The organism is Mesorhizobium sp. Root157 (assembly GCF_001427385.1).
In the GTDB taxonomy this organism is placed as follows: domain Bacteria; phylum Pseudomonadota; class Alphaproteobacteria; order Rhizobiales; family Rhizobiaceae; genus Mesorhizobium.
Window position 1 is genome coordinate 13444 of record NZ_LMGJ01000004.1, and the last position, 21812, is coordinate 35255.

Consider the following 21812-nt stretch of genomic DNA (forward strand, 5'->3'; position numbering starts at 1 on the left):
CCGCACCACCCATCGGGCGCGAGCCTACTGCCCGCGTACCGCCCCGATCTTCTAAATCGGAAAGCGTAATTGGAGGGAAGATGCGGGATCGTGGCCCGCCGCGGGCTCCAAGTTTACCAACACGGAGCGACCCTTGCCGGAAACGGCAGGGGTTTTTTCAGCGCTTCCGGGCATAGTGCTATGCTTATGCGGGCTTACGATGAATGGTATTGGTCGAAGGATCGGCCGGGGGTGCAAGGAATGAAGATTGTAACTAAGGAACTGGTCGCGGGAATCCTTGTCGGCAGCATACTAGCGTCTATGGGCACTGCATACGCTATGACGTCGCTGGGCGGGTTCCGTTCGCCGAGTGAGGTCTGCTCTAAGGAAAGCGGGGCATGGCGGCGCGGAACCGGACGGCTTGGCGGTGAAGTCATCCGCGAGATGAGTCGCCGGTTCGAGCTTTGCACGGGAGATATGGGCGTGGAAGCATGGTTTGTACCGGAGGAGCAACTGCCTTAGCGTGTAAGCGTGTGACACAAGCCGCTGCTGGAAACGGCGGCGGGCTTTCTTCAGGTTATGGCATCCTGCAAAACAAGTCAGAAAAGTCAATGAAATCAAGGATAATGGCGGAGAGAGCGGGATTCGAACCCGCGATACGGTTCCCCGTATACACACTTTCCAGGCGTGCGCCTTCAACCACTCGGCCACCTCTCCGTCCATGCGATTTGCGGCGGCCGGTTTTGCCACGCACTGGTTGGGGGAGATCGCATTTCCCTTTTGGACTTTACCCTGGGTGCCCTCAACCAGCGGGCAATCCGTCCGTCGCGCGCGTTGAACAAAGCAACGGGCGCGGGGCTCATCTAGTCGATCCGGCGGCGAATGCCAAGCCATAACCGACAAACAATCCGCGTTGCGGCGATTGATCGGCTGGCGAAATGACGCGCGCGCAGTCCGATTGATCGGTGACGCTAGAAACGAACGCGTATCCGTGGCCAAAAGCACAAGACCCCGGTGTCGCCACCGGGGTCTTGCTGGGCAGGAACTGTTTGGATCAGACCGAATAATACATGTCGTATTCGACCGGATGAGGGGTCATTTCGTAGCGCATCACTTCGGCCATCTTCAGCTCGATATAGCTATCGATCTGGTCGTCGTCGAACACGCCGCCGGCCTTGAGGAAGGCGCGGTCCTTGTCGAGGTTCTGCAGCGCCTCGCGCAGCGAACTCGATACGGTCGGGATTTTCTTCAGCTCCTTCGGCGGCAGGTCGTAGAGATCCTTGTCCATCGGCTGGCCGGGATGAATCTTGTTCTTGATGCCATCCAGGCCGGCCATCAAAAGCGCGGCGAAGGCGAGGTAGGGATTGGCGCCCGGATCCGGGAAGCGGACCTCGAGACGCTTCGACTTCGGCGAGGAGCCGAACGGGATGCGGCAGGAAGCCGAGCGGTTGCGCGCGGAATACGCCAGAAGCACCGGCGCCTCATAGCCGGGCACCAGCCGCTTGTAGGAGTTGGTGAGCGGATTGGTGAAGGCGTTGATGGCCCTGGCGTGCTTGATGATGCCGCCGATGAAATACAGGCAGCTTTCCGACAGGCCGGCATATTCGTTGCCGGCAAATGTCGGCTTGCCGCCCTTCCAGATCGACATATGCACATGCATGCCCGAACCATTGTCGCCGAAGATCGGCTTGGGCATGAAGGTTGCGGTCTTGCCGTAGGCGTTGGCGACCTGGTGCACGACATACTTGTAGAGCAGCATCTTGTCGGCGTTGCGCACCAGCGCATCGAACTTGATGCCCAGTTCGTGCTGGGCCGCGGCCACTTCGTGGTGGTGCTTTTCCACGCGCACGCCCATTTCGGTGAGCACGGTCAGCATTTCGGAGCGCATGTCCTGGCACGAATCGATCGGTGGAACCGGGAAATAACCGCCCTTGACGCGGGGCCGGTGGCCAAGGTTTCCGGTTTCGTAGTCGGTGTCGTCGTTGGACGGCAGTTCGGTCGAATCGAGCTTGAAACCGGTATTGTAGGGGTCGGCCTTGTACTTGACGTCGTCGAACACGAAGAACTCGGCTTCCGGGCCGACATAGATGGTGTCGCCGATGCCTTCGGCCTTCATATAGGCTTCCGCCTTCTTGGCGATGCCGCGTGGGTCGCGGTTGTAGGCCTCGCCCGAAACCGGATCGAGGATGTCGCACAGGATGACCATGGTGGACTGGGCGAAGAACGGGTCCATGTGAACCGTCTCCGGATCGGGCATCAGCACCATGTCGGACTCGTTGATGGCCTTCCAGCCGGCGATCGACGAGCCATCGAACATGACACCGTCGGCGAACATGTCTTCCTCGACTTCCGCCACGTCCATCGTCACGTGCTGTAGCTTGCCCTTGGGGTCGGTAAAGCGCAGGTCGACGAACTTCACGTCGTTGTCCTGGATCTGCTTCAAGATATCGGCGGCTGTCGTCATGTCATGTTTCCTGTGTGGTGACGTTGGTGCTGTCTTGGGAGTTGCGAAATCAGATTGCGTCGATGCCGGTCTCGCCGGTGCGGATGCGCACGACCTCTTCGATGTTGGACACGAAGATCTTGCCGTCGCCGATGCGGCCGGTCTGGGCGGCATTGCGGATGGCATCGACAGCCGCTTCGACGGAATCGTCGCCCAGCACCAGTTCGATCTTCACCTTGGGCAGGAAATCCACCACGTATTCGGCGCCGCGATAAAGCTCGGTATGGCCCTTCTGTCGCCCAAAGCCCTTGGCTTCGATAACGGTTATGCCTTGCAGCCCTGCTTCCTGAAGCGCTTCCTTCACTTCGTCGAGCTTGAACGGTTTGATGATCGCTTCGATCTTTTTCATGCCAACTGAGGCCTCCACTGCCAAATTCACGGGTTATGATCCGCTCGCGCCACCTCAAGCATGATCCGTGCCAGTTGGAGTGGACGTTGCGCAGCTGCCGAATTTCGTCGTTGTAAGACGCAAAACGGCCGATTCGGCCGGCTTTGCGCGCCCGCTGCGGCAGCCTGCAGGAAAGCTTAGCTGGCCTTGGCGAAATGGTCTGCACATAAATTAGGCAAGCGCGCCATTTCGTGGGCAGCGCTCTAACCTGCGGCCCCATCGTCCCGAACGATGTGCGCTTCCAGGCTTGCTGCATCGGCATTTGCGCTGGAACGAAAACTGGCCAATTGTCGGCTGCAGGGCAGGCCGGCACAGCGGAACGACGAACTGATGGGCAACGAACTTCTTTCTCCTTCCGAGATGGCCGAAGCTGACAGGGCAGCGATCGCCGGCGGCCCGTTCGACGGTATCGGCTTGATGCGCAATGCCGGCGCCGCTGTCGCGGCCATCGTGCTGGAGTGCTATCCCTATGCCGCCAGGGTTCATGTGCTGGCAGGGCCGGGCAACAATGGCGGCGACGGCTATGTCGCGGCGCGCTTGCTGGGCGAAAGCGGCGTTGCCGTCTCGCTATGGGCGTCGGGCACGCCGCGGGGCGGCAGCGATGCGGCCATGGCTGCCGCGGATTGTCCGCTTGCCGCCTTGCCGTTAGCCGATTTCGCGCCGGGGCTGGGTTCTATCGTGGTCGACGCGCTCTATGGGGCCGGTTTGTCGAAGCCAATCGAAGGTGATGCCGAACGCGCCATAGGCAAAGTGACCCGCCTCAATCTTCCGGTTATTGCAGTCGACCTGCCTTCCGGTGTGTCGGGGGAAAGCGGGCGGATGATGGGCAGCGCCTTCCGGGCCGAGGTGACGGTCACCTTCGCACGCAGGAAGCCGGGGCATCTCCTGCTGCCGGGACGGCAATTGTGCGGCGAGGTCATTGTCGCCGATATCGGTATCAATGATGCGGTCGTTGACGCGGTGCGAGCCAACACCTTCGAGAATACGCCGGCGCTTTGGCGCGGTATGCTGCCGTCGCCTGCCGTCGATGCCCACAAGTATGAGCGCGGCCATGTCGGCGTCTTTTCCGGCGGCCCGACCTCGACCGGTGCGGCGCGCCTGTCGGCACTTGCTGCGGCCCGCAGCGGGGCAGGGGCGGTCACGGTACTGTCGCCGGCCAACGCGCTGATGGTCAACGCTGCCCATCTCACCTCCATCATGCTGCGCAAGCTGGACGATGCTGAAGGATTGCAGGCCTTCATCGAGGAGAGGCGTCCAGCCGCTTTCGTCCTTGGCCCAGGCTTTGGCATCGGAGAAAAAACCCGTGAGCTTGCGTTGGCGATTCTGGGGGACGGCAAGGGCCGCGCCGAAGGTGTCGAAGCGCTGGTGCTGGACGCCGACGGCATCACCTCGTTTCGCGATGCGCCAGCCTCCCTGTTCATCGCCGCTGGAGCCCGCGATGCCGCGGCACTTGTGCTGACCCCGCATGAAGGCGAATTCGCCCGGCTGTTTTCCGGACTTGCGGCGGATCAATCGCTGTCGAAGCTCGACAAGGCCCGCAACGCGGCGGCGCGCTCGCATGGCGTCGTCGTCTACAAGGGCGCCGATACGGTCATTGCGGCGCCCGATGGCCGCGCGGCGATCAACGCCAATGGCACACCGTGGTTGGCGACCGCAGGCTCCGGCGATGTGCTTGCGGGTCTCATCGCCGGCCTGATCGCTCAAGGCGTGCCGGCCTTCGAGGCGTCCTGCGCGGCGGTCTGGATGCATGCCGAGGCCGGCAGTCGCTTTGGACCGGGCCTGATCGCGGAAGACCTGCCGCAAGCGCTCGTCCCGCTGTTGCAGGAACTCGTGACCGCGGGTCGCGGTTGACTCGCGAACCCCCTTCCGATTTACCGTGACCGCAAAATCCCGACAGCGCGGACACCCCTTCCTATGCTTGAAAAAACCTACGACGCCAAAGCCGTCGAGCCGAAAATCGCCAAAATCTGGGAAGAGGCGGATGCCTTCCGTGCCGGTGCGGGCGCCGAGGAAGGTGCGGAAGCCTTTACCATCGTCATCCCGCCGCCGAACGTCACCGGCTCCCTGCATATGGGCCACGCGCTCAACAACACGCTTCAGGACATTCTGGTGCGCTTTGAGCGCATGCGCGGCAAGAACGTCTTGTGGCAGCCGGGCATGGATCATGCCGGCATCGCCACGCAAATGGTGGTCGAGCGCAAGCTGGCGGAAAAGAACATTCGCCGTCACGGCATTGGCCGTGAAGCCTTCATCGAGAAGGTGTGGGAGTGGAAGGCCGAATCCGGCGGCGCCATCTTCAACCAGTTGAAGCGGCTCGGCGCCTCCTGCGATTGGTCGCGCGAGCGCTTCACTATGGACGAGGGCCTGTCCAGAGCCGTTCTCGAGGTCTTCGTCACACTCTACAAGCAAGGCCTGATCTATCGCGGCAAGCGGCTGGTCAACTGGGACCCGAAGTTCGAGACGGCCATTTCCGATCTCGAGGTGGAGAGCCGCGAGGTTGAAGGCCATATGTGGCACTTCAAGTATCCCTTGGCCGACGGCGAAACCTATACCTACGTGGAAAAGGATGAGGACGGCAAAGTCACTTTCCAGGAGGAGAGAAACTACATCTCCATAGCCACCACCCGTCCCGAAACCATGCTTGGCGACGGCGCGGTCGCGGTTCATCCCTCCGACGAGCGCTACGCGCCGATCGTCGGCAAGCTGTGCGAGATTCCCGTTGGGCCAAAGGAGCATCGGCGGCTGATTCCGATCATCACGGACGAGTACCCCGATGCGGCCTTCGGGTCGGGCGCCGTCAAGATAACCGGCGCGCATGATTTCAACGACTATCAGGTTGCTCGCCGCAACGGCATTCCGCTCTATCGTCTTATGGATGGTACGGCGACGATGCGCACCGACGGCGAACCTTACGCCGTTTGCGCCGCGCGGGCCGTGGGAATCGCCCGTACAGGCGAGTTGCCGAGCGAGGCGGACGTGGACGAGATCAATCTCGTCCCGGAAGAATATCGCGGGCTCGACCGCTATGAAGCCCGCAAGCTTATCGTGGCGTCCATCAGCGCCGAAGGGCTGGCTGTCACGGTCAAGGATGCCGAAGGTAACGATGTGGCCCTCGTCGAGAACAAGAAGATCATGCAGCCTTTCGGCGATCGTTCCGGCGTCGTGATCGAGCCGATGCTGACCGACCAATGGTTCGCTGACGCGGCAACGCTTGCCCAGCCGGCCATCGCCTCAGTACGCGAAGGCCGTACCAACTTCGTGCCGAAGAATTGGGAAAAGACCTATTTCGAGTGGATGGAGAACATCCAGCCTTGGACGATCTCCCGCCAGCTCTGGTGGGGTCACCAGATTCCGGCCTGGTATGGTCCGGATGGGCATATTTTTGTTGAAAAGTCCGAGGAGGCGGCACTTGAAGCCGCCGTCCAGCATTACCTGGCCCATGAAGGGCCATGGAAGGCCTGGGTCGAGGAAAAGCTGGAGAACTTCAAGCCGGGCGAAATCCTCACTCGTGACGAGGACGTTCTCGACACCTGGTTTTCGTCGGCGCTGTGGCCGTTTTCGACACTCGGCTGGCCGGACAAGACGCCGGAACTGAAAACCTATTACCAGACAGATGTGCTGGTGACCGGCTTCGACATCATCTTCTTCTGGGTCGCCCGCATGATGATGATGGGTCTGCACTTCATGGACGAGGAGCCGTTCCACACCGTCTATGTGCATGCGCTGGTGCGCGACAAGAACGGACAGAAGATGTCGAAGTCGAAGGGCAACGTCATCGACCCGCTCGAACTGATCGACGAGTACGGTGCCGACGCTCTGCGCTTCACCCTCTCGGTGATGGCTGCGCAGGGCCGCGACGTAAAGCTCGATCCGGCCCGCATCGCCGGTTATCGCAATTTCGGCACCAAGCTTTGGAACGCCACCCGCTTTGCCGAGATGAACGGTGTGGCGCGCAATGACGAGTTCTGGCTGGGCGACGCCAAGCTTGCCGTCAACCGCTGGGTTTTGACCGAACTGACCCGTGCGGCCCGCGAGATCACCAACGGCATCACGTCCTATCGCTTCAACGATGCGGCAAGCACTGCCTACCGCTTTGTCTGGAACCTCGTTTGCGACTGGTATGTCGAACTTCTGAAGCCTGTCTTCATGGGCGATGACGAAGCCGCCAAGGCCGAAAGCCGCGCCTGCTTCGCCTTCGTGCTGGACGAGATCTACAAGCTGCTTCACCCGATGATGCCGTTCATGACCGAGGAACTGTGGGCCGAGACGGCAGGCGAGGGGCAGGAGCGCCCGTCGCTTCTGTGCCACGCTGCATGGCCGTCGCCGGATTTCGAGGACGCCGAAGCCGCCGCCGACATCAACTGGCTGGTCGATCTCGTTTCGGGCATCCGTTCGGTGCGGTCGGAAATGAACGTGCCGCCGGCGGCGATCGCGCCTCTCGTCGTGGTCGGCGCCAACGCCGGCACCCGCGAGCGGCTTGAGCGCCACGACACGGCCATCAAGCGGTTGGCGCGCATCGGCGAGGTTTCGGTCGAGGGCGCCGCTCCGAAGGGTGCGGCGCAGATCGTGCTCAACGAAGCCACCGTCTGCCTACCGCTGGGCAGCCTCATCGACCTCAAGGCGGAGGCGGCGCGCCTGCAGAAGGAATTGGCCAAGGTCACGGAAGAGATCGCCCGTCTCGCCAAGAAGCTGTCGAACGAAAAGTTCGTCGCCAATGCGCCGGATGACGTGGTCGCGGCCGAGCGCGAAAAACTTTCGGACTATAAGGAAACGCAGCAGCGTTTGTCGGTGGCTTTGGAGCGGGTTCGCGATGCAGGCTGACGGGACGGGATTCGCTCCGACTTCACTGTATTTCCGACGCTGGTGCCGCTTTCCCCAAAGGCATGCCGCAACGTCAAATTGACGTAAACGGAAGTTTTGGCCTCATTGTTGCCTTAATGTGACAATGACGGCCAAAACGGCCCGAATTTCGAGTTTTCTCGCTTGCTGAGGCAGTTTTGCTCGGAATTTCGCTGCCTCAGCGGCGAGATCAGCCGTTTTTTCGACGCACTATGTGAGCGACGGCACACTGTAGGTTGCGGTCGCCGAAACCGTACTTGTACGCCCCAAAGATCGTTATTGCACCGTTAACTTGAATTGGTTCTAGCTAATACTCGAGTGATTTCGGGGAGACAGAATCATGAACAAGATGCGCGCCAAAACGCTTCTGGGAGCAACCGCACTTTCGCTTGCAACGGTCAGCATGGTGCATGCCGGCGGCTTGGAGCGCGGGGGTTACAACATCGATCTGCTGTTTGACCCCGCGCAGGTGACTGGCGATGTCTCCGCCACCTATGTCATGCCGCAGCGAAAACTAAAGAACGTCAACGATACCAATGCGGTCGATGGAAACCTCGGCGCCGCGCCGTTCAACCTGCCTTCCAACGATGTCAGCGATACCACGAGCTATATCGTACCTCGCGTCGGCTTCAAGGCCTCTGTCGGTCAGAGTGTCGACTGCATGGCAGATTATTCGCAGCCATGGGGCGCGCACTCCAACCCAGGCCTTTGGGCCGGTGCAAACAACAACATCGAGACCAAAATTACTAGCAACAACTATGCCGGCACCTGCTCCTACAAGATGGACATGGGCAAGGGGCAGATGCGTTTCATCGGCGGCGTATTCTATCAGGAGCTTTCCGGTTTCAAGGAGCGCTTGGTTTCGCCACTGGTGCCTGCCTTTGGTGGCACCGGCCGTGTCGATCTGGAAGGCAGCGGCTGGGGTTGGCGCGCCGGCGTTGCCTATGAAATCCCGGACATCGCGCTGCGCGCGAGTCTAGTCTACAACTCGCAGGTTAAGCTCGACAACATTTCCGGAGCGCTCGACCTGACTAATGTCGGTTCTGGCGTCATTCCGATCTATGGTGCCGAAGCAGCGATGCCGGATTCGGTTGAACTGAAGCTCCAGTCCGGCATTGCGCCCGGCTGGCTGGCTTTCGGTTCGATCAAGTGGGTGGATTGGAGCCAACTGCAGAGCATCGCTATCTGCCCCGTCGGTACACCAAGTGCGCTCTGCACGCCGACCGGCCTAGGTCGAATCACATCGCTTGACCTGATGTACCGGGACGGCTGGACGATCACCGCTGGCGTAGGCCACAAGTTCAACGACCAATGGAGTGGTGCAGCCCAGATATCCTGGGATCGCGGCACCTCGCAGGGCTTCGGCACCCAGACCGATACTTGGGCCTTTGGCGGCGGCCTTTCCTATACTCCGACCGAGAACATCGAGTGGCGGGTGGGCGGCGCGATCGGCGTGCTGACGAGTGGCCATTCCGGCGTGGTTGTCGGAAAGGACGGTTACGTGGCTGGTAGCGATGTCAGCTACGACTTCGACAACGACCTTGTCACGGCACTTTCGACGTCTTTAAAGGTCAAGTTCTAAACTGTTGAACTTGAATAAAAAAGGCCGGGTACTGCCCGGCTTTTTTGGTCTGGAAGAGATGCCTGCAAGCCAGTTTTGCCAATGACGAGTGCCGTAGCAGCCAGAACGGCGTCCGCCCCGTCACAAATGTGACGTTTCTGCAACAGGCGTCTTTGATCCCATGCGGCTGACCCGTGGCCCATGGCAATCGCCCACTTCCCGCCATAAACCCGGAGCACTTCGATAGGGCTGGCAATTTTAGGCTGGCTAGAGGCGAAGGCAGGCCGCGATCGTGCGGCAAGGAAGAGTATGGAAGTCACGGTGGGTTCTCGCGCAGATCTGGCGATCCTTCGGGCAAACGAAGGCCCGGTCGTCGTGCGCCGTCTGCCGCGCCGGGCACTCTCTCGGGCTTTTTCGCGCCTGCCCGGCCTTGTCCGCTCCTGCATGTTGTCGGCATTCGTGGCTTGCACGAGCTTTGCCGCAGTCGAGCAGGCGCTGGCCTTCGATGAAAAGGTGTTCGACGACAAGACCGGCGTAAGGCCGCAGTCGAGCCCGTGGGCGGTTTTCCAGTTCGGTTTTTCTGCCTACAAGAGCGGCCACAAGGAGCAGGCTGTCGAGGCCTATAAATACGCCGCCGAAAAGGGCCAGATCGGCGCCACCTGGAAGCTTGCGCGCATGTATGCCGAAGGCGATGGTGTCGCCCGCAACGACTATGAGGCCTACAAGTTCTTCAGCGAGATCGCGAACCAGGATGTGGAACTCGGCTCGCCCGAGGAAAGCTATGTCTCCGATGCTCTGGTTGCGCTGGGCGACTATCTGAAAAGCGGTATTCCCGGCAGTCCCGTGGGTGCCGATCCGGTTGCGGCGCAGGAATATTTCATGCGTGCCGCCGCGACCTACCGCAATCCGAACGCCCAGTACGAAATGGGCAAGATGTTTCTTAACGGCGAGGGCGGAGTAAAGGCCAGCGCCAAGCAGGCCGGACGCTGGTTGCAGCTTGCCGCTGAAAAGGGCCATGCCGGCGCCCAGGCAACACTCGGCAACCTTCTTTTCCACAGCGGCCGGGTCGTGCGTGGCCTGGCCATGATGACCGCGGCGCTGGAACGGGCGGCACCCGTCGATCAGCCCTGGATTCGCGGCATGCAGGAAGAAGCCTTTGCGCTGGCTCCCGAAGCCGACCGCCGCACGGCCATTGCCCTTGCCGACGACATGCTGACCAAGGGCATAGCCCAGTAGCCATTCCGGTTGCCTAAGGGCGCTGATCGCGCCCTCTGCCAGGCTCTTGGGGTTTGGCGGCGATGATTTCATCATTTTCAGTTGGTTTGCGCCACAACAACGTTGGCTCCGGCATGCTCGGCTAAAGAAAAAGCCGCAAGTAAACGTCTGTGCGGTCTCGCAGGTTATTTTCGCGGGGCCGTTGAACCGAAGCTGACCGCGCCCGGTCAAGCCGCGTCGGTGCACGTCCAACGAATGAGGGATTCACTTATGTTTCAAGGACAGCGGAACTGGACCCTGCCAAGAGCGCACCGCCTCGTCGGCATGGCAATGTTCGCCCTGGCTTTCTTCGCTTTTGCCGCGGTGTCGGCTGAAGCGCAGAGCCATGATCATGCAACGGCCGCCGAAACCGACCAGGCCCAGGCCGAGCCCGCAGCGCCCGGACAGTCGGAACCTGCCGCCGCCCCGGTCGTCAGTTATCATGCGCCCACCACCTTCACGCTCAAGACCGGCATAGCCAATGGCCGCATGGTCTATATCGGCGTCGGCGGCGACATCGAAGGCCAGGTCAATCCCACCTTGATGGTGCATCAGGGTGAACTGGTCCAGATCAACCTGATCAACGGCGAGGGTGCGGAGCATGACATCGTGCTCGACCAGTATGCCGCACGATCGGCCATCATTGTCGGCAAGAATGCGTCCTCGACATTCTCCTTCGTCGCCAGCAAGGTTGGCGAGTTCGCCTATTTCTGCTCAATCGCCGGCCACCGGGCCGCCGGTATGGAAGGGCTCATCCATGTGATGGCGGGGCCGCGCTCGGCCATGGATTCCGATGCCGCCGACATCGTGCGCGATCCAGCCGATCTGCCGGGGCCCATCGGCCAGCGGCCCGCACAGGTCGTGCGTGTGGACCTGGAAACCGTGGAACTGACCGGCAGGCTGGATGACGGCACCACCTATGTCTACTGGACGTTCGATCGCAAGGTTCCTGGCCCCTTCGTCCGGGTGCGCGTCGGCGATACGGTCGAGGTTCATATAAGGAATGCCGCCGACAGCGTGATGATGCATTCGGTCGATTTCCATGCGGCAACCGGCCCTGGCGGCGGCGCCGACTTCACGCAGATCGCGCCCGGCGAGGAAGCCGTTCTGACCTTCCAGGCGCTTAAGCCCGGCATCTATGTCTATCATTGCGCCACGCCGAGCGTTGCCCACCACATCACCAGCGGCATGTACGGGTTGATTCTCGTCGAGCCGGAGGGCGGGTTGCCGCAGGTCGACCGCGAATTCTATGTCATGCAAGGCGAGCTTTACACCGTCGATCCCTTCGGCACGCAGGGTGAGATGGAGATGGACTACGACAAGCTGATCTCCGAGCGGCCCGAATATTTCCTCTTCAACGGCTCTGTCGGCGCGCTGACCAAATCGCACCCGCTCTATGCCAATGCCGGTGAGACAGTGCGCATCTTCTTCGGCGTCGGCGGACCGAACTTCACCTCGTCGTTCCATGTCATCGGCGAGATCTTCGACCACGTCTATACGCTGGGCAGCATCACCTCGCCGCCGCTGACAGGGGTGCAGACGATCACCGTTCCGCCCGGCGGAGCCACAATCGTCGACTTCAAGATCGATCGTGGCGGACACTATGTGCTGGTCGACCATGCCCTGTCGCGGGCCGAACGCGGACTTGCCGGCTACCTGATCGTGGACGGCCCCGACGAAGACGCCATCATGCACAAGGGGCCGGCAAAGCAGTAAGCTTCAGAGCTTTGCAAATCGGCATAACGGCCCGGAACAGCGGTTCCGGGCCGTTTCCGTCAAGCTGCTTCCAGACGGAGGTCGATCGTGACCGGCACATGGTCCGAAGGCTTTTCCCAGGCCCGCACATGCTTTTCCAACGATGCCGAGCCGAAGCGGTTGGCGGCTTCTGGTGACAAAAGCAGGTGGTCGATGCGAATGCCGTTGTTCTTCTGCCATGCGCCGGCCTGATAGTCCCAGAACGTATAAACGTCCGGCGCATCGGTCGTCGCCCGCAGGGCCTCGGTAAAGCCGAGGTTCTTCAGCCGCCGGAATGCCTGGCGCGTTTGTGGCTGGAACAGGGCATCGCCCAGCCAGTTCTCGGGATGTCTGGCGTCGGTCGGCTCGGGGATGACGTTGTAGTCGCCGGCAAGCACCAAGGCTTCCTCCAGCGCCAGCCGCTCGCTCGCCCAGCGCTCCAGCCGCTCCATCCACGCCAGCTTGTAGGGAAACTTCACCGGATCCTCGATCGGGTTGCCGTTGGGCAAATAGAGCGAGACGACGCGGAGCGCACCATGGTCGGTCGAGAACACGCCCTCGATAAAGCGCGCCTGTTCATCGGCGTCGTCACCCGGCAGGCCGCGATTGACCTCGTCGAAGCGCAGCTTGGACAGGATGGCGACGCCGTTGAAGCCTTTCTGCCCGTGCGTTTCGACGTTGTAGCCGAGCGCCTCGATCTCGGCGCGCGGAAATTGCTCGTCGACGGACTTGATTTCCTGCAGGCAAACGATGTCCGGCGCGCTTTCGCCGAGCCAATGGGTGAGGTTGCCGATACGGGCGCGAACGCCGTTGATGTTCCAGGTGACGATCTTCATGAAAATCTCACGACTATTTCAAATAATCCTTGATGGTGCAAAAGCGGGAATGAGTCGATCCTGCACTATCGCCGCAGTCTATGGAACTCGATTCTTGAGGTGCGGCGCGAAGGGGAGGAGAATAAAATGTCATCATCGACGCATCCCGTCGACGAGATACTGCCTGCGCCGCGGCTTTTCACGCTCGGCCTACAGCATGTTCTGGTCATGTATGCCGGCGCCATCGCCGTCCCGCTCATCGTGGGAAGGGCGCTGCAACTCGAACCGGCAGACGTCGCATTCCTGATTTCCGCCGATCTGTTCGTGTGCGGCATTGTTTCGATCCTGCAATCGCTCGGTGCCACGCAATGGTTCGGCATCAAGCTTCCGGTCATGATGGGCGTGACCTTTGCCGCCGTCGGGCCGATGGTTTCCATGGCGGTGGTCAACCCCGGCATTGACGGCGCGCGCATGATTTTCGGCGCCATCATAGGTGCGGGCATCATCACCATTTTGATCGCGCCGTTCGTCAGCCGCATGCTGAAGCTGTTTCCGCCGGTGGTGACGGGAACCATCATTCTGGTCATTGGCGTGTCGCTGATGAAGATCGGCATCAACTGGATTTTCGGTCTGCCTGTCGGCCCGACCGCGCCGAAGATCGTCAATCCCGAACATGCGGCGTGGCTGAAATCCATAACCGAAGCCGCGACCGCCGCCGGGTCCACCGTTCCGGCTCTGCCTGCCGGTCTTTCGCTCGCGCCGACCGTGCCGAATGCCGGCTATGCGCCGGTTTCCCACATCGTCCTGTCGTTGGTCGTCTTGGCCGTCATCATCGGTGTTGCCCGCTACACCAAGGGCTTTTTGTCGAACATCGCGGTGCTCATCGGCATCGTCGTTGGCGGCGTGATCGCCGCATCGCTGGGCATGATGCACTTCGAGAAGATCGCCAATGCCGCATGGTTCGCGCCGATCATGCCGTTTCATTTCGGTGCGCCGATCTTCGATCCGATTCTCATCTTGACCATGGTGCTGGTGATGATCGTGGTGATGATCGAATCGACCGGCATGTTCCTGGCTTTGGGGGACATGACCGACAAGAAGATCACCCGGCCGATGCTATCGGCGGGCCTCAGGATGGATGGTCTGGGCACCATGCTGGGTGGTATCTTCAACACCTTTCCCTATACCAGCTTCTCGCAGAACGTCGGGCTCGTTGGCGTGACTGGCATCCGCAGCCGCTTCGTCTGCGTCGCCGGCGGGGCGATCATGGTCGTGCTCGGGCTCATCCCCAAGATGGGAGCGCTGGTCGAAGCCTTGCCGACGGTGGTGCTTGGGGGTGCCGGCATCGTCATGTTCGGCATGGTGGCTGCGACCGGCATCCGCATCCTCGCGGCCGTCGATTTCAAGGGCAATCGCAACAACCTCTTCATCGTTGCCATTGCGCTCGGGTTTGGCATGATCCCGGTCGTTGCGCCCGACTTCCACATGTGGCTGCCGAAGACGATCGGCCCGCTGGTCGATTCGGGCATCCTGCTGGCGTCGATTGCGTCGGTCGCCCTCAACCTCGTCTTCAACGGCGCCTCAGGCGATGCGGAAAGCCTGCGCGAGGCGGCAATGTCCACCGAGGCATAAAGGGCCGCAGACCACGTCAATGCGAGAAGGCCGCCGCGAGGCGGCCTTTTCATGTCTGACGGCGCTCGACGAGGCCGATCGTGTTGCCGGCGGGATCCTTCAGGAACGCCATCCATTCGCTTTCGCCGGCAGGACCGAACTGGCCTTCCTTGTCCAGGTGGACGAGCGCGGGCGGGGCGGTAAAGGGAACCCCGGCGGCATTCGCGGCCGCGTGGAAGGCTTCAAGCTCGCTCATGTCGAGATAGACGGTGCCCGGCGGCACTCCATCGGTAAAGAACAGCCGCACACCGTCGGCCATGATGAAGGCGATACCGGGTGGGTCGAAGCGCGCATGGACCGCAAGGCCAAGGATATCGCGCCAGAAAACCAGTGTCGCGTCGAGGTCGCGCCCCGATGATAGCGCGACCTGCCGGACCGCGCCGATCGCCGGCATGGCTAGACGGAAAAGCTGGTGCCGCAGCCGCAGGAGGCAACGGCGTTGGGGTTCTTGATCTGGAACGACTGGCCCATCAGGTCGTCGACGAAATCGATCACCGACCCACCCATATAGACGATCGACATATCGTCGATCAGCACGGTTGCGCCGTCTCTTTCGATGGCCACATCGTCGTCGTTGCGGTCCTCGACCAGGTCGAACTTGTAGGAAAAGCCCGAGCAGCCGCCGCCTTCGACGGAGACGCGCAGCGCGATCTTGCCCGGATCGCCGCTCATGATGCGTGTGATCCGTTTGGCGGCAGCCTCGGTTACCTGGACATTTGGGACGTTTGCGGCGTTCGCACTCATCGGCGTCACCTTGCGTTTCAATCTCACTGATAGGTATGAAGCTCTTGCCGCCAAGTCAACAAGTTGGCAAGCCCGGGCGGCACGATGGTGACGACATGAACGAGCGGCAGGCCGGGCAGGGACTCGGCGATATCGGTTTCGGCTACCGGCCGCGCGCTCCCTATGCCACCGATCCGGCCCGCTCGCGCGGACGTCTGTTCCCAGAGGTGGAAAGCCCGACCCGCACGCCTTTCCAGCGCGACCGCGACCGCATCATCCATTCCACCGCCTTCCGTCGTCTCAAGCATAAGACGCAGGTCTTCATCGCCCACGAGGGCGACCACTACCGAACAAGGCTCACCCATTCGATCGAAGTGGCGCAGATCGCGCGGGCCCTGGCGCGCGCCTTGCGCGGCGACGAGGATCTGGCCGAAGGCGTAGCCCTGGTCCATGATTTCGGCCACACTCCGTTCGGGCATACCGGCGAGGAAGCGCTCAACGACAAGATGGCCGGCTGGGGCGGTTTCGACCACAATGCCCAGTCGTTGCGTATCGTTACCCGGCTGGAGCGCCGCTACGCCGAGTTCGACGGGTTGAACCTTGCCTGGGAAACGCTGGAGGGCCTGGTCAAGCACAACGGCCCGCTCGCCGATGGCAAGGGTGGCGGCCTGCACGGGCCGATTCCCCCGACGATCAGGGCCTACAACGAATTGCACGATCTGGAACTCGACCGCTTTGCCGGCATCGAGGCGCAATGCGCGGCCATTGCCGACGACATCGCCTACAACACCCATGACATAGACGATGGCCTGCGGGCCGGATTGCTCAGCCTTGAGATGCTGGAGCCCATCGCCTTGTCCGGCTCGATCCTGAAGGCCGTGCGCGAGCGCTATCCAACGCTGGATGCAGTCCGCACCGGCCACGAGTTGATGCGCCGCCAGATCACCTTGATGGTCGAGGACGTGATTTCCGCCGCCAACGCCAATCTCGCCCGGTTGAAGCCGGACAGCGCGGACGCCGTGCGGGCGGCCGGCCAGGCCATCGTGACCTTCTCAGCCGGTATGGCCGAGCAGGAGAAGGAACTGAAGGCGTTTCTCTATGCGCATCTTTACCGGCATCCGGAGGTCATGCGGGTGCGCGTCGAGGCCGAGAAGGTCGTTCGCGACCTGTTCGACGTCTATTTCGCCGATCCCCGCGCCATGCCCGACGGTTGGCGCGAAGGGCTCGACCGTGCCGAAGACCGCATCAAGGCCAGGCACGTCGCCGATTTCCTGGCCGGAATGACCGACACCTATGCCGTGAAGGAATATCAGCGCCTGTTTGACCGTACGCCCGATTTAAGCTAGGCCGAACGCGATTTTGCCGGCGAATTGGCCGGTTTCCTTACACGCTGTCAGAGCTTTTCCCATGAACATCTTCGCCGATTTCAACGCGCGGATTATAAAAGCCGTACAAGCCATTGGTCTGAAAGACAAAGAAGGCGGTGTGCCCGATCTGTCGCGCATTGCCGTCGAGCCGCCGCGCGACCCCAGCCACGGCGATCTCGCCACCAACGCGGCGATGGTGCTGGCCAAGCCGACGGGGCAGAATCCGCGCGTGCTGGCCGAAAGCCTCGTGGCAGCGCTGCGCACCGATGCCGACATCGCCAGCGCCGAAGTTGCCGGGCCGGGCTTCGTCAATCTGCGCCTCACCGATGCATTCTGGCAGGCGCATCTGAGAGGGCTTCTGGCCGAGGGCACCGACTATGGCCGCTCAAAGGTCGGCCAGGGCCGCAAGGTCAATGTCGAGTATGTCTCGGCCAACCCGACCGGCCCGATGCATGTCGGCCATTGCCGCGGCGCTGTGGTGGGCGATGCGCTCGCCAACCTGATGGCGTTTGCCGGCTACGCCGTCACCAAGGAATACATCATCAACGACGCCGGCGCGCAGATCGACGTGCTCGGCCGTTCGGCCATGCTGCGCTATCGCGAGGCGCTTGGCGACGACATCGGCGAGATTCCGCCCGGTCTCTATCCGGGCGACTATCTGGTGCCGGTCGGGCAGGCGCTTGCCGGCGAGTTCGGGCGCGGGCTGTTGCAGATGCCGGAAGACGAGGCGCTGGCCATCGTCAAGGATCGCACCATCGACGCCATGATGGCCATCATCAAGGGCGATCTCGCCCTCCTCAATGTCCATCACGACATATTCTTTTCCGAGCGCACGCTGCATGCCGACAACGCCAGGGCGATCCGCTCGGCCATCAGCGACCTGACGCTGAAGGGCCACATCTACAAGGGCAAGCTGCCGCCGCCGAAGGGCGAGAGGCCGGACGACTGGGAAGACCGCGAGCAGACCCTGTTCCGCTCCACCGCCGTGGGCGACGATCTCGACCGGCCGCTGGTCAAGTCGGACGGTTCGTTCACCTATTTCGCGGCGGACGTTGCCTATCTGAAGGACAAGGTGGATCGCGGCTTCGTCGATCTCATCTATGTGCTGGGTGCCGACCACGGCGGCTATGTGAAACGGCTGGAGGCGCTGGCGCGCGCCATTGCCGGCGAAAAGGTGAAACTCACCGTGCTGTTGTGCCAGTTGGTGAAGCTTTACCGCAACGGCGAACCGGTGCGCATGTCCAAGCGCTCGGGCGACTTCGTCACCTTGCGCGAGGCGGTGGAGGAGGTCGGCCGCGACCCGATTCGCTTCATGATGCTGTATCGCAAGAGCGATGCGCCGCTCGATTTCGATTTTGCCAAGGTCACCGAGCAGTCGAAGGACAACCCGGTCTTCTATGTCCAGTACGCTTCGGCGCGCTGCCATTCGGTCTTCCGTCAGGCGCGCGAGCAGTTGGGCGTTGCCGATTTCGACCGCGCCAGGCTTGCCGCCGCCGTTGCCGGCCTCAAGGATGAAGGCGAGATTGGCCTCATCAGGAAACTGGCGGAATATCCCAGGTTGATCGAGCAGGCGGCCCTTGTGCTCGAGCCGCACAGGTTGGCGTTTTACATGTACGATCTGGCCAGTTCGTTCCACGCACACTGGAATAGAGGTACCGAAAACCCCGACTTACGGTTTGTTAAGGTTAACGACCCACAATTGACGTATGCCAGACTGGGGCTGGTGCAGGCTGTATCGGACGTTTTGGTGTCCGGTCTAACGCTTATTGGCGCGGACGCGCCGAAGGAAATGCGTTAGGCTTCGCTAAAACACCTGTCACCTTTTGCCCACATTGCGCTGGTAGGGGCCAACCTTACGCGACGTCGATGGCGTCCGACAGAGTGCGAGTTCGGGAACGACGATGGCAGAGAGAACCCAACTGAGGACGACGGATCGCGATCAGATCTCTGAAGACGATCCGTTTGCAGAACTGACCCGTATCATGGGCTTTGACCCGCGTGTTTCAGTCAAGCAGGACACGGCGCAGCCGCAGGCGGATGCCGCCGAGGATTTCGCAATCGACCTCGAAAAGGAATTGATGGGGGAGTTCGGCGCTGCGGACGAGACCGACCCTGCCTCCCTCCATGCAGCCTCAGCCGGTCCCCGCTACAGCGTCGAGGGAGAGGCCGAGGTGGCTCCCAGGTTCGAGGACGATATTGCTGCCGCGCTGGACCAGGATTTCGAATTCGAGGACGACGTGGTCTTTGACGAGGCCGAACTTGCCGGCGAAGCCGCGCCTGTTTTTGAAGAAAAGCAGGTGCCGGTAGCCGACGACAAGCCCGCCGAAGTGGAACTGCAGTCCGATGCTCGCGAGTACGACGAGCGCGACGACGAAGCTTATGGCGCCTTCGATGCCTTGGATTTCGAACTGACGGAAGCTGGCGAGGAAGATGTCGCTCCGGCCGGAGTTGTTTCGACAGGCGATTTTGACGCTGATTTCGACAGGGCCATGGCCGACGTCGATATGGATTTCGAGGCCCGCCCGACTGAAGCCGGCGCGGCCGCCGGACAGGAATTCGATCTGCCCGAATTCGAGGAACTCGCCGTCGCTGACGAGGCTGCCTCAACGGCTGATGTCGAAGACGAACCGGTTCTGGATTCAGCCGCATACGAAGAGCCCAGCCATGCCGGCGAACCAGTCGTGGAGCCGGTCGCGGCTCAGGGCGCCAGCCTTGAGGACGAACTGAGCGCGCTGCTCAATCAGATGTCGGCGCGTCCTCTGGCGGTGCAGCCGCATGAAGAAGCCGCCCCAGCGGATCATGCTGCGGCTGGCGATGCCGGCTGGTCCCAGGATGAAGCGCCCGTCGCGCCAGAGCAGGACACGACGAGCTATTTGCCGTCGGACGATCTCGATGCCGATCTTGTCGAGGAGCTTGAAGCCGAGACAGCCTCTGCCGCTGACGAAGGCGAGGCGCTCGAAGCCGCCGGGATCGACTTTGATCATTCTACCTTTGATGCCGCGTTGACGGCCGAGATGGATATCGAACCTCTCGAAGAGGAAGCAGCCGCTTCGGAACAGCCGGTTGCTGCCCTCCAGGATCCCATCGAGGCGCTGCAATGGCTGGCGGCCAAGCCGGTGGCGGATGCCGTTGCGTCGAGCCGCATCTGGAGTCGGGGTACGCCCTATATCCAGCCTCAGCAGACATCCGCGCAGCCCATCGCCAGCACTGAGCCTGCCGAACCGGAAGCCTTTTCTGCCGATCAGTCGGCTTACGAAATTCCGGCTGCCTATGACGTTGCCTTAGACGATGTGGACCCGGTGATTTCCGGCGAAGCCGAGGTTGAAATCGCCGACGAGGCATATGAAGCCGCAGAGCCGGCCGTTGCCGCTCCCGCCTATGAGGAAGTACCTGATATCGAGACGGTCGATGTGCCCGAGCGTGTTGTCGCGCTGGCCGACGACCTCGATATTCCCGATGTTCCTTACCAGAGCGAAGATGCCGAAAAGCCGCTCTATGACGATCTCGAGGCAGAGTTCACGACGCTGCTCACCGAGATGAACACCAGCGAGCCGGCTAACGTTGCCGCCCAGCCTGCCGCTTATGAGGACGATGCCTATGGGGCAGGGTTCGGGCGAGATGGGTCCGCTGCATCGGCCTATGGCAATCCTCGGCAAAACACCCAGACGGCGACTGTTGGCGACGACTATGACGATCAGGAGCTAGCCGGCTTCGACGTCGACGATCTGCCGGGCAGCCGGCCGCTCGAAGGTCGCCAGGCGATCGCAGACGACGATCTCGCCTTCGATCCTGATTTCGATGAGGAAATGTCGCTCCCCGATCCTGCCGCGGCGGCGGTTGCACGCCAGCCGCGCAATCGGGTTGTGATGGTCGCAGCCCTTGTCGGCGTTGTGGCTCTGATCGGCGGTATCGGCGCCTTTGCCTTGTCCTTTGGCGGAGGCGATGGTTCAGGCGCTCCGGTGCTGGTCAAGGCCGATGACAACCCGATCAAGGTCAAGCCGGAAAACCCCGGCGGTACGGTCATCCCGAACCAGGACAACAAGGTCTACGACATGGTGGCGAACGGCGCCAAGCCAGCCGCTCCCGTCCAGGAGGAGCTGGTGACCGACGCCGAAGAGCCGGTTGACGTTATCGCAAAGGCTCCCGAGATGCGCGTCGTGGAACCGGCCCCGGCTGAAGCCGATGCCGCCGCAGCGCAGCCTTCCGGCAAATCGGAAGAGCGCATCATGCCGGCAGCCGTGCAGCCTGAAGCCGAAGGTCAATCGGATGTCGCCCTGGTGACGCCGCGCAAGGTGCGCACGATGATCGTCAAGCCTGACGGTTCGCTGGTGCCGCGCGAGGAGCCGCAACCTGCCGCAGCGCAGGTCGCTGCCACCGAGCCTGCCGATCCGGCGCCGCAGCTTGTGGTGAACCCGACTGCCGACGAACAGACTGGCGCGGTGGCGCCGGCAACAGAAACGCAGGCGGACCAGTCACCGATCGCAGCCGCACCCGCCTCCGAAACTGCCCTGGCAGTGGCGGCTCAGCCGCAGGCCGCGCAACCGTCGGCGCAGTCGGCGGTCACGCCCGCCCTCGCGCCTGTCGCTCCGCAGCGTCCGGCCGAACAGCCCGTCGATATCGTCGGCGAGGTGAAGCCGGATCAGGTCGCAGCCGTCAATCCGGCCAGTGCGGTTGCCGCATCCGGCTCGTGGTCGATGCAGATCGCCTCGCAGCCCAGCGTGGAAAGCGCCCAGTCGACCTATCAGGATCTGGCGCGGCGCTATTCCAGCGTGCTTGAGGGCCGCAGCGTCAACATCGTCAAGGCAGAGGTGGCGGGCAAGGGCACCTTCTACCGCGTTCGTGTCGCCGCCAATTCGCGCAATGAGGCCATCAGCCTGTGCGAAAACTACAAGGCAGCCGGCGGCAACTGCTTCGTGTCGAAGTAGGCCCGAGGCTTTTGAATTCGGCAGGAGCCGGCGCCTCGCGCCGGCTTCGTCGT

14 protein-coding genes and 1 tRNA gene are annotated in these 21812 nt (G+C 61.9%); 9 read left to right on the forward strand and 6 right to left on the reverse strand.

The window, feature by feature from the left end; all coding sequences use genetic code 11:
* Window positions 1-606: 606 nt before the first annotated feature.
* The 3 genes from ASD64_RS04955 to ASD64_RS04965 all read right to left on the reverse strand — a co-directional run bounded on the left by ASD64_RS04955 (window position 607) and on the right by ASD64_RS04965 (window position 2831).
* Window positions 607-696 (reverse strand) — tRNA-Ser (locus tag ASD64_RS04955).
* Window positions 697-1033: 337 nt separating this feature from the next.
* The gene (gene glnA, locus ASD64_RS04960) at window positions 1034-2443 is read right to left on the reverse strand and encodes a type I glutamate--ammonia ligase (protein ID WP_056101662.1); all 1410 of its coding nucleotides are present in this window, start codon (window positions 2441-2443) and stop codon (window positions 1034-1036) included.
* Window positions 2444-2492: 49 nt separating this feature from the next.
* Window positions 2493-2831 (reverse strand): P-II family nitrogen regulator, encoded by a 339-nt coding sequence (locus ASD64_RS04965; protein WP_056101665.1) that lies wholly within the window; start codon window positions 2829-2831, stop codon window positions 2493-2495.
* A gap of 369 nt (window positions 2832-3200) precedes the next feature.
* Here ASD64_RS04965 and ASD64_RS04970 point away from each other — a divergent pair, with 369 nt between their 5' ends.
* From ASD64_RS04970 to nirK, 5 genes are all read left to right on the forward strand, one after another.
* A complete protein-coding gene (locus ASD64_RS04970; RefSeq protein ID WP_056101919.1) occupies window positions 3201-4721 on the forward strand; it encodes a bifunctional ADP-dependent NAD(P)H-hydrate dehydratase/NAD(P)H-hydrate epimerase in 1521 nt (506 codons plus the stop codon).
* Window positions 4722-4784: 63 nt separating this feature from the next.
* Entirely contained in the window at window positions 4785-7691 is a 2907-nt protein-coding gene (locus ASD64_RS04975; RefSeq protein WP_056101668.1) for a valine--tRNA ligase, read from the forward strand.
* Window positions 7692-8049: 358 nt separating this feature from the next.
* Complete coding sequence (locus tag ASD64_RS04980; protein ID WP_056101671.1) at window positions 8050-9291, forward strand: OmpP1/FadL family transporter; 1242 nt, start codon at window positions 8050-8052, stop codon at window positions 9289-9291.
* Window positions 9292-9714: 423 nt separating this feature from the next.
* The gene (locus tag ASD64_RS04985; protein ID WP_056101922.1) at window positions 9715-10506 is read left to right on the forward strand and encodes a tetratricopeptide repeat protein; all 792 of its coding nucleotides are present in this window, start codon (window positions 9715-9717) and stop codon (window positions 10504-10506) included.
* A 249-nt stretch (window positions 10507-10755) separates the two neighbouring features.
* Window positions 10756-12240: a copper-containing nitrite reductase gene (gene nirK, locus ASD64_RS04990; RefSeq protein ID WP_244480714.1), complete on the forward strand. Its 1485-nt coding sequence runs from the start codon at window positions 10756-10758 to the stop codon at window positions 12238-12240.
* A gap of 59 nt (window positions 12241-12299) precedes the next feature.
* Here nirK and xth read toward each other — a convergent pair whose 3' ends face one another.
* Complete coding sequence (gene xth, locus ASD64_RS04995; protein ID WP_056101676.1) at window positions 12300-13094, reverse strand: exodeoxyribonuclease III; 795 nt, start codon at window positions 13092-13094, stop codon at window positions 12300-12302.
* A gap of 126 nt (window positions 13095-13220) precedes the next feature.
* Between xth and ASD64_RS05000 the strand changes: the two genes are divergently transcribed.
* Window positions 13221-14705, forward strand: a complete 1485-nt coding sequence (locus ASD64_RS05000; protein ID WP_056101679.1) for a nucleobase:cation symporter-2 family protein — start codon at window positions 13221-13223, stop codon at window positions 14703-14705.
* Window positions 14706-14754: 49 nt separating this feature from the next.
* Here ASD64_RS05000 and ASD64_RS05005 read toward each other — a convergent pair whose 3' ends face one another.
* A complete protein-coding gene (locus tag ASD64_RS05005) occupies window positions 14755-15138 on the reverse strand; it encodes a VOC family protein (protein WP_056101682.1) in 384 nt (127 codons plus the stop codon).
* A 2-nt stretch (window positions 15139-15140) separates the two neighbouring features.
* The gene (gene erpA, locus ASD64_RS05010; RefSeq protein WP_056101925.1) at window positions 15141-15488 is read right to left on the reverse strand and encodes an iron-sulfur cluster insertion protein ErpA; all 348 of its coding nucleotides are present in this window, start codon (window positions 15486-15488) and stop codon (window positions 15141-15143) included.
* Between the two features lie 95 nt (window positions 15489-15583).
* Here erpA and ASD64_RS05015 point away from each other — a divergent pair, with 95 nt between their 5' ends.
* From ASD64_RS05015 to ASD64_RS05025, 3 genes are all read left to right on the forward strand, one after another.
* Window positions 15584-16813, forward strand: coding sequence for a deoxyguanosinetriphosphate triphosphohydrolase (locus ASD64_RS05015; RefSeq protein ID WP_056101928.1), 1230 nt, complete (start codon window positions 15584-15586; stop codon window positions 16811-16813).
* 61 nt (window positions 16814-16874) lie between these two features.
* A complete protein-coding gene (gene argS, locus ASD64_RS05020) occupies window positions 16875-18632 on the forward strand; it encodes an arginine--tRNA ligase (protein ID WP_056101683.1) in 1758 nt (585 codons plus the stop codon).
* Window positions 18633-18735: 103 nt separating this feature from the next.
* Entirely contained in the window at window positions 18736-21759 is a 3024-nt protein-coding gene (locus ASD64_RS05025) for an SPOR domain-containing protein (protein ID WP_056101686.1), read from the forward strand.
* Window positions 21760-21812: the final 53 nt, after the last annotated feature.

Excerpts from the sequence above, each read along its gene's own strand:
- glnA (WP_056101662.1), bottom strand. The coding sequence starts at position 2,443 with ATGACGACAGCCGCCGATATCTTGAAGCAGATCCAGGACAACGACGTG.
- nirK (WP_244480714.1), top strand. The coding sequence starts at position 10,756 with ATGTTTCAAGGACAGCGGAACTGGACCCTGCCAAGAGCGCACCGCCTC.
- ASD64_RS05005 (WP_056101682.1), bottom strand. The coding sequence starts at position 15,138 with ATGCCGGCGATCGGCGCGGTCCGGCAGGTCGCGCTATCATCGGGGCGC.
- ASD64_RS05000 (WP_056101679.1), top strand. The coding sequence starts at position 13,221 with ATGTCATCATCGACGCATCCCGTCGACGAGATACTGCCTGCGCCGCGG.
- ASD64_RS04970 (WP_056101919.1), top strand. The coding sequence starts at position 3,201 with ATGGGCAACGAACTTCTTTCTCCTTCCGAGATGGCCGAAGCTGACAGG.
- ASD64_RS04985 (WP_056101922.1), top strand. The coding sequence starts at position 9,715 with ATGTTGTCGGCATTCGTGGCTTGCACGAGCTTTGCCGCAGTCGAGCAG.
- ASD64_RS05015 (WP_056101928.1), top strand. The coding sequence starts at position 15,584 with ATGAACGAGCGGCAGGCCGGGCAGGGACTCGGCGATATCGGTTTCGGC.
- ASD64_RS05025 (WP_056101686.1), top strand. The coding sequence starts at position 18,736 with ATGGCAGAGAGAACCCAACTGAGGACGACGGATCGCGATCAGATCTCT.
- ASD64_RS04965 (WP_056101665.1), bottom strand. The coding sequence starts at position 2,831 with ATGAAAAAGATCGAAGCGATCATCAAACCGTTCAAGCTCGACGAAGTG.
- erpA (WP_056101925.1), bottom strand. The coding sequence starts at position 15,488 with ATGAGTGCGAACGCCGCAAACGTCCCAAATGTCCAGGTAACCGAGGCT.
- xth (WP_056101676.1), bottom strand. The coding sequence starts at position 13,094 with ATGAAGATCGTCACCTGGAACATCAACGGCGTTCGCGCCCGTATCGGC.
- ASD64_RS04980 (WP_056101671.1), top strand. The coding sequence starts at position 8,050 with ATGAACAAGATGCGCGCCAAAACGCTTCTGGGAGCAACCGCACTTTCG.
- argS (WP_056101683.1), top strand. The coding sequence starts at position 16,875 with ATGAACATCTTCGCCGATTTCAACGCGCGGATTATAAAAGCCGTACAA.
- ASD64_RS04975 (WP_056101668.1), top strand. The coding sequence starts at position 4,785 with ATGCTTGAAAAAACCTACGACGCCAAAGCCGTCGAGCCGAAAATCGCC.